A 7,269-nucleotide genomic window follows, 5' to 3' on the forward strand; every position below is an offset into this window, starting at 1 on the left:
CGAGGGTCAGCGTGGCCCCTCGCTCGGCGCTCGGGCTCGGACCAGACCGCCCCCCATTACCGGGTCGCCGATCACCCCGGTTCGGTCAGACGTGCCGCCAGCACCGCGGCGCACCCCAGGCCGCGGGCCGACCACGCAGCAGTTCGCACCCAGTTCCACCGCACCAGTCGCTGGTGCAGCGCCCCGTCGAACCCCTCGCGGGCGAGCCGCTCGTGTAGCGGGACCATCACGAGGGCCGTCGTGAAGCCCCACACGCCGACGAGCGCCGCCCCGAGCCACGGCACCCACTCGGGGACGCCCGCCGGCTGCCACGCGAGCAGCGCCAGCGCCGTGCCGAGTTCCAGCACCATCGCCGGGAACACGACCCGCTGCGTCGCCGCCTGGTGGGCGCTCATCGCCGCGCGGAACCACGCGCGGTCGTAGGCGGGGAACAGCGGGTAGTGGACGAGCTGCACGAACCAGATGACGCCGCACATGAGCCACGTGGCGGCGGCGTTCGCGGTCAGGAGTGCGTCGGGGGGTGACACGGGGTCGTCACCGCCCCCGGACGGAGGCCAGCCCGCCGTCGACGCCGATGACCTGGCCGGTCACCCACGTCGTCGCCGGGTCGAGGAGCCACGCGATCGCGCCGGCCACGTCGTTCGGCTCGCCGATCCGCCCGAGCGGGTGCATCGCGGTGGACGCCTTGAGCGCCGGCTCGCTCCCGGTGATCTTCTCGGCGAGCGGCGTGCGGACCAGCCCCGGCGCGACCGCGTTCACCCGCAGGTTCCGGGACGCATAGGTCGCGGCCGCCGAGAGCGTCAGGCCGGTGACGCCGGCCTTCGCGGCGGCGACCGCCTCGTGGTTCGCGATGCCGATCCGGGCCGCGGCGCTCGACACCAGCACGATCGACCCGCCCGCCGGCATCGCCCGCGCCGCGGCCCGGAGCACGTTGAACGCGGTCACGAGGTTCGCGGCGAGCGTGTCGGCGAACTCGCGGTCGGAGGTCGAGTGGGCCGGCTTCAGCAGGATGGACCCGCACAGGTTCACGACCCCGGTGATCGGGCCGAACTCGGCGGCCGCGGCGTCGAACGCGGCGGCGAGTTCCTGCGGGTCGAGCGCGTCGAGCGCGTGGCACGAGACGGCCGGCGGGGTGGGGTGCTCGGTCTGCAAGGCGGCGGCGAGTTGGCCCACGCGGGCCGCGTCGCGGGCCACGAGGACGAGCTTGCACGGGCCGCGGGCCGCGAGCTGGTGGCACAGGGCGGTGCCGATGCCGCCGCTGGCACCGACGATCACGTAGGACGGAACTTCGGGCATGGCCGGCCCCATCAGGTGCTGCGCGGAGAGCTAACTGATGATAGGCGCGGGTGGGGGCGGCCTTTCCACCCGGCCGGCTTGCCGAGCACGGCGCAGAGGACCGCGTACCACTGCACCGCGAGCAGCAGCAGCACGCCGACCGGGTGCAGGACCGCGCCGAGGGGCGACTGCCGGAACCGCCACGCGGCGTGCAACCGGGGGGCGTACACCAGCAGCACAGCGACCCCGGCCACCACATCTACCGCCGCGAGCAGGGCGAACGGCAGCACCTGCCCGCACAGCAGCACCACCGTCCAGAACCCGATCTGCCCGGTCGCGGCCATCCCCTCGCGGGCGTTCTTCGCGAGCCCGAACCACACGGCACCCGCCGAGCGATACATGCGACAGGTCGCGAGGTCGGTCGCGTCGCACAGGTCGGTGTGGAACCCGGCGCGGCGGTACGCCCGCGGCAGCGTCAGCCCGTCGTGGAGCGACGCCCTCACGGCCGCGTGCCCACCGGCGGCGTCGTAGGCGGCGCGCGTCGTCATGAACCACTGCCCGCACCCGGCCCCGAACACGGACCACCGGAGTCTCCGCATGCTCCCGAGCGGGAGCCAGCACAACAGCAACCAGTGGATGAGCGGGATCAGCAGCTTTTCGAGGAGCGTGCCGGTCTCCTGCCGCGGGAACCCGCTCACGAGCCCCGCGCCGCTCCGCCCCAGGAACAGCGCCATGCGGTCGAGCGCGTCGGGCGCGAGCCGCACGTCGGCGTCGAGGAACGCGAGCACGTCGCGCGTCGCGAGCTTCGAGAGCGCGAAGCACGCGGCCTGCTTGCCGCACCACCCGTCGGGCAGCGGCGGCGCCGGTTCGAGCCGCAAGCGCGAGTCCTTGGCGGCCATCTCGCGGACGATCCCGGCCGTGCGGTCGGTCGAGTGGTCGTCGAGGACGATCACTTCGAGATCGACGCCCCGCGACGCGAGCACCGATTCGAGGCACGCGGCGATGCCGAGTTCCTCGTTCCGCGCGGGGATGAGGACGGAGATTCCTGGCGAGCGGGGGGCGTGAGCCCCCCGAGGAAGGAAAGACTCGGGGGGCTCACGCCCCCCGCTCGCCAGAACCGGCGGTTCGCGGAACAGGAACACGTTCCGGAAGTAGAGCGCCGCGGGCACAACCGCGCAGCCGAGGCACACCCACGCGAGGACGATCACGCCTGCTCCCCCCCGCCGCCGTGGGCCGGTTCGAACTTCTTGCCGCGGACCCACGCGAGCACCCGCCGACACCAATCATACGGGCCGCCGACGCCGACTTTCCCCACGAGCAGCGCCGCGAACTTCGCCGGGTCGCGCGACATCGTTTCCGCGTTGAGCGAGTCGAGGTTCGCGGTCATCGCCGCCTCGATGAGTGCGGCCCACTCCTTCCCGGAACGGCCGGGGTGGTCGCTAACGCGCAGCGGTTCGCCAACGCGCACGAGCGCCTCGGGGGTGCGCTCGGTCCAGAAGGCGTACTCGATGGCGAGCGGCACCACGACGCCCGACGCGAGCCGCGCCGCGAGGTGCCCGACGCCGGCGCTGATCCCGAGCGGCCGCTCGCGCGCGTCGGTGAACCTCCCCTGCGCCGTCACCCAGTACACCCGGCCCGGCTGCGAGAGGATGGTGGTGCCGGTGCGGACGAACGCCGCCGCGCCGCGGAGCGTCTTCGTGTCCACGGGGATGAACCCCATGTTGCGGAACGCCGGGTACCGCTCCAGGGCCCCGGCGTCGATCGCGGCAAACTGGTCGCGGTCGGCGATGAGCCGCGACAGCACCATGCAGACCATGGGGTCCCACCACGCGGGGTGGTTCAGGACGATCAGCAGCGGCTCACTGCCGGCGGGCGGGAACGTGCGGCCCGACTTCGAGAGCCGGACCGCGTGGAAGTGCCTGCGGACGTAGCGGCGCGCGTACCACCGGAACAGGCGGAACAGCCACAGCCAGCGGCGCGGCAGGTCCGCGCCGCCGGTCAGTCGGTCGGTGCCCATCAAACGGCCACGGGTTCGCCGGCCTTCGCCACCACCCGGTCCTGGTCCAGCGAGTCGGCCGCGATCCACCCGGACATCAGCACCATCGGCATCCCCGGCCCGGGGTGCGCCGCGCCGCCGGCGAGGTACAGGCCCTTGAGGTCGCGGGACCGGTTCGCGGGCTTGAACGCGCCGTTCCACTTGCCGTGGCTCGCGAGCCCGTAGATCGCGCCGTTGAGCACCCGGTAGCGGTCGTGGATGTCCTGCGGGGTCAGCGCCGACTCGAACACGATGCGGCTCTCGATGTCCGGCATCTTTCCCGTCGTCTTCAGCTTCTCGATGATGACGCGGCGGTACTCCGGGAGCATCTTCGACCAGTCGTGGTGCGGCCGCAGGTACGGCGTGTGAACCAGGACGTAGAGCGCGTCGCCGCCGGGCGGGGCGGTCTCGGGCTCGGTGCGGGCCGTGGACGCGAGGTAGCACGTCGGGTCCGGTGCGGGCTCGCCCTTCTTGTAGATCCACTCGAACTCTTCGTGCGGGTCGCGGGAGAACACGAAGTCGTGGTGCAGCAGGTGGTCGTAGGCCCTGTTCAGCCCGAGGTACAGCACGACGCCCGAGCACGCGGCCTCGTAGGAGCGCCGCCGCTCGAACCGCTGCGCGACCCGCGGCGCGGCCTCGGCGAGCAACTCGCGGTGCGTGCGGACCGCGTCGGCGTTCGACACCACGGCCGCGAGTTCGATCCGCTCGCCCGCGTCGGTCTCGACGCCGGTGACGCGGTCCCCGCGGGTGAGGACGCGGGCGACACCCGTCTCGGTGCGGTACTCGACGCCGAGTTCCCCGCCGAGCCTCACGAGCGCCTCGGGCACGGCCCGGGTGCCGCCCCGGGGGTACCAGATGCCCTCGGTCGTCTGCATGTTCGCGATGCCGCACAGCACCGCCGGCGACTGCTCCGGGCACGACCCGACGTACTGCGTGAAGTGGTCGAGCATCTGCGCGGCCCGGGGGTCCGGGGTGTACTTCCGCACGGTGCTCGCGACCGACCGGCCCATCCGCATCCGCAGCACGTCGCCGAGGATCTGGAGCGAGAACCCGAACTTCGGGTCGACCATGTCGGCGATGCCGCCGATCGACTTCCAGAAGTAGTACCGCTCGGAGATGCGGTGGAGCCGCTGCGAGTACGCGAGGAAGTCGCGGTACCCGGCCCCGGCGCCCGTGCCGGGCGAGTAGGCGTCGAGGGTCGCGGCCATGTCGCCGACGTTCTCGACGAGGTCGAGGGTCGAGCCGTCGGCGAAGAGGCACCGCCACTGCGGGTCGAGGCGGACGAGGTCGAGGTAGTCGGCCATGTCGCGGCCGGCCTCGTCGAACACCCGCTTCAGCACGCTCGGGACGGTGAGGATCGTCGGCCCCATGTCGAACCGGAACCCGGCGTCCTGGAGCACCGCGGCCTTGCCGCCGAGCCACGGGCTCTTCTCGAACACGACGACCTGGTACCCGCGGGCCGCGAGCACGCACGCCGCCGACAGCCCGGCGAGCCCGCTCCCGATCACCCCGATCCGATTCCGTTCCTGCTCTGCCACGGTGGCTCCTTACGGACGGGCGTGGTTATGCCGTCGCGATCTCGATGACCCGCGAGAGCGCGCCGAGGACGCGCTCGGGGTGGTCGATGAAGTAGTCCGCCTTGTCGATCGTCACGGTGGCGCCCGTGAGGCGGAGGAACTTCCAGTGCGCCCCGGTGGTACTCACCCCGAACATCGCGGGCACCGGGGAGTTCGCCTTCAGGTTGAAGAGGGCGGCGGCGTGCATCGCGGCGATGCACTGCCCGTACCCGTTGTAGACGTTGTCGTTCTTCGCCTCCGCGATGGCGACGATCGGGGCCTCGACCACGAACACCTGTTCCCCGCGGGTGAACAGGAAGTCACACACTCCGTTCAGTCCCTTCTCGGGGTCGACGGACAACTCCGTCCCCGAAAACAGCCCGAACCGGTGCGGGTGCATCCGCCGGAGTTCGAGCAGGAGCGGCGCGATGACGAACTCGGACCGCGCCTTCTCGTTGTGAATCCCTTGCGACAACTCCAGGCCGGCGATCAGGGCCGCTGCCAGGTACGGCGGCACCGGAACTGGCGTGCCGTCGAGGTTCAGCTCATCGGACCGCGCCGTCAGACCCAGACGGCCGAGAACGTCGGGGAACGTGAAGTCACGGAACGACATCGGTGGCACCTCTCTCGGGGTAGAGGCATTCTAACCCGCGGGCACGGCGGCGGGCAGTTCGGCGGCCCCGGGCGCGCCGAGCCAGTCCGCGTCGAGGCCGAGGTCGCCGAGCAGCAGCCGGCTCGTGATCCGGGCCGACTCGTAGATCACCGGGAGCCCGCTGCCCGGGTGCGTGCCGCCCCCGACGAGGTACACGCCGTCCACGTCCTCGAACCGGTTCCGCGGCCGCAGGTGCAGCATCTGCCGCCACGTGTGCGCCAGGTTGAACGTCGCCCCGCGGTACACCGAGTACGAGTTCTGCCAGTCGGCCGGGGTCACCACCTTCTCGAACCGGATCCGCTTCTCGACGTCGTCCAGGCCGATCTTCTTGAACTGCCCCAGGAGCTTCTCCCGGAACGCCGGCGCCTCCCTGGCCCAGTCCACGTTCGCGTTCTGGTGCGGGACCGGCGCGAGGGCGTACAGTGTGCTGTGCCCCTTCGGGGCGAGCGTGTCGTCGGTGACGGAGGCGTTCTGGACGTAGAACGACGGGTCGTCGGACAGCACGCGCCGGTGCTCGATGTCGCCGAGGTTCGTGGCGTAGTCGGCCGCGCAGTGGATCGTGTGGTGCGGGACGTGGTCCTGCCGGCCCTCCAGGCCGAGGTACAGCATGAACGTCGAGCACGAGAACTTCTTCCTCTCGATCTTCGCGTCGGTCCACCGGCGGCGCAGGCGGTCGGGGATCAACTTCGTCATCGCGTCGGCGAAGTCGGCGTTCACGACCACCGCGTCGGCCCGGTGCTCGCCGGTGGCGGTCCGCACGCCCACGGCCCGGCGGCCGTCGAACAGCACTTCCTTCACCTCGTCGCCGAGCGAGAACGTGACCCCCAGGTCGCGGGCGACCCGGGCCATCGCCTCGCTCACCGCCCCGCACCCGCCGATCGGGTGCCACACGCCGAACTCGTACTCGAGGAACGACAGGATCGAGAACAGGCTCGGGCAGTTGAACGGCGACATGCCCAGGTACTTCGACTGGAACGAGAACGCGAGCCGGATCCGCTCGTCGCCGAAGTACCGGCCGAGTTCGCGGTCGAGCGACTGCCACGGCCGCAGCGTCGGGAGCAGTTTGATGAGGTCCCAGCTCAGCAGGTCGCGCCACCGGAGGAACGGGCTCTCCAGCGTCGGGCGGAACTTCTCCAGCTTGTCGCGGTTCTCGGAGAGGAACCGGCGGAGGTGCTGCGCGTCGGCCGGGCTGAGCTTGGCGACCTCGGCTTCGAGCCGGGGCACGTCGGGCGTGCAGTCGAGGTGCCCGCCGCTGCCGAACGCGATGCGGTACTGCGGGTCGAGCCGGACCATCGGCACCTCGCGGTGCAGGTCGCGGCCGACGAGCCTGAAGATCCGCTCGAGGACGCGGGGGTACAGGAAGAACGTCGGGCCGAGGTCGAACCTGTACCCGTCGGCCTCGATGGTCGAGCACCGGCCGCCGACCCGGGGGAGCCGCTCGACGACATGGACCTGCGCGCCGCCGCGGGCCAGCAGCAGGGCCGCGGCGAGGCCCCCCGGCCCCGCACCGATGACCAGGGCCTTCCGGGTGCGGGCGCGGGCGGGTGCGGCGGACGCGACGGGATGATTCGTGGGGGCAAGTGCGATCATTAACGTCATCCGGTGACTGTCTCGCGGCCGGCCGATTCCCGCGGCGGACACGCGGACAGTGTACCGAATCGTAGACCCGCGGGCGGGGTGAATTCCACCCGGTGAAAGACATGCGGCCCAGCGAGCGGGAGGCGGGATACGAGATCTGTTGGGTTCCTATT

Annotated in this window: 7 protein-coding genes; all 7 read right to left on the reverse strand. The window is 71.7% G+C overall.

Going from position 1 to position 7,269, the window contains the following annotated elements; genetic code table 11:
• Positions 1-71: 71 nt before the first annotated feature.
• The 7 genes from ACTIGN_RS14700 to crtI are packed head-to-tail and all read right to left on the reverse strand — an operon-like array spanning position 72 to position 7,108.
• The gene (locus ACTIGN_RS14700) at positions 72-527 is read right to left on the reverse strand and encodes a DUF1772 domain-containing protein (protein ID WP_439625069.1); all 456 of its coding nucleotides are present in this window, start codon (positions 525-527) and stop codon (positions 72-74) included.
• A 7-nt stretch (positions 528-534) separates the two neighbouring features.
• Positions 535-1,296 carry an SDR family NAD(P)-dependent oxidoreductase gene (locus tag ACTIGN_RS14705; protein WP_439625071.1) on the reverse strand — a complete coding sequence of 254 codons (762 nt, stop codon included), beginning with the start codon at positions 1,294-1,296 and terminating at the stop codon, positions 535-537.
• Positions 1,297-1,307: 11 nt separating this feature from the next.
• The gene (locus tag ACTIGN_RS14710) at positions 1,308-2,483 is read right to left on the reverse strand and encodes a glycosyltransferase family 2 protein (protein ID WP_439625073.1); all 1,176 of its coding nucleotides are present in this window, start codon (positions 2,481-2,483) and stop codon (positions 1,308-1,310) included.
• On the reverse strand, positions 2,480-3,292 hold the full coding sequence (locus ACTIGN_RS14715) for a lysophospholipid acyltransferase family protein (RefSeq protein WP_439625075.1): 813 nt from the start codon (positions 3,290-3,292) through the stop codon (positions 2,480-2,482). Before ACTIGN_RS14715 ends, ACTIGN_RS14710 begins: the two co-directional genes overlap by 4 nt.
• On the reverse strand, positions 3,292-4,848 hold the full coding sequence (locus tag ACTIGN_RS14720; RefSeq protein ID WP_439625077.1) for a phytoene desaturase family protein: 1,557 nt from the start codon (positions 4,846-4,848) through the stop codon (positions 3,292-3,294). The genes ACTIGN_RS14715 and ACTIGN_RS14720 overlap by 1 nt, the downstream gene beginning before the upstream one ends.
• A gap of 25 nt (positions 4,849-4,873) precedes the next feature.
• Positions 4,874-5,479 (reverse strand): hypothetical protein, encoded by a 606-nt coding sequence (locus ACTIGN_RS14725; protein WP_439625079.1) that lies wholly within the window; start codon positions 5,477-5,479, stop codon positions 4,874-4,876.
• 30 nt (positions 5,480-5,509) lie between these two features.
• Positions 5,510-7,108 carry a phytoene desaturase family protein gene (gene crtI / locus ACTIGN_RS14730; RefSeq protein ID WP_439625081.1) on the reverse strand — a complete coding sequence of 533 codons (1,599 nt, stop codon included), beginning with the start codon at positions 7,106-7,108 and terminating at the stop codon, positions 5,510-5,512.
• Positions 7,109-7,269: the final 161 nt, after the last annotated feature.

The organism is Gemmata sp., from assembly GCF_051859125.1.
Lineage (GTDB): Bacteria > Planctomycetota > Planctomycetia > Gemmatales > Gemmataceae > Gemmata.

Excerpts from the sequence above, each read along its gene's own strand:
- ACTIGN_RS14705 (WP_439625071.1), bottom strand. The coding sequence starts at position 1,296 with ATGCCCGAAGTTCCGTCCTACGTGATCGTCGGTGCCAGCGGCGGCATC.
- ACTIGN_RS14715 (WP_439625075.1), bottom strand. The coding sequence starts at position 3,292 with ATGGGCACCGACCGACTGACCGGCGGCGCGGACCTGCCGCGCCGCTGG.
- ACTIGN_RS14725 (WP_439625079.1), bottom strand. The coding sequence starts at position 5,479 with ATGTCGTTCCGTGACTTCACGTTCCCCGACGTTCTCGGCCGTCTGGGT.
- crtI (WP_439625081.1), bottom strand. The coding sequence starts at position 7,108 with ATGATCGCACTTGCCCCCACGAATCATCCCGTCGCGTCCGCCGCACCC.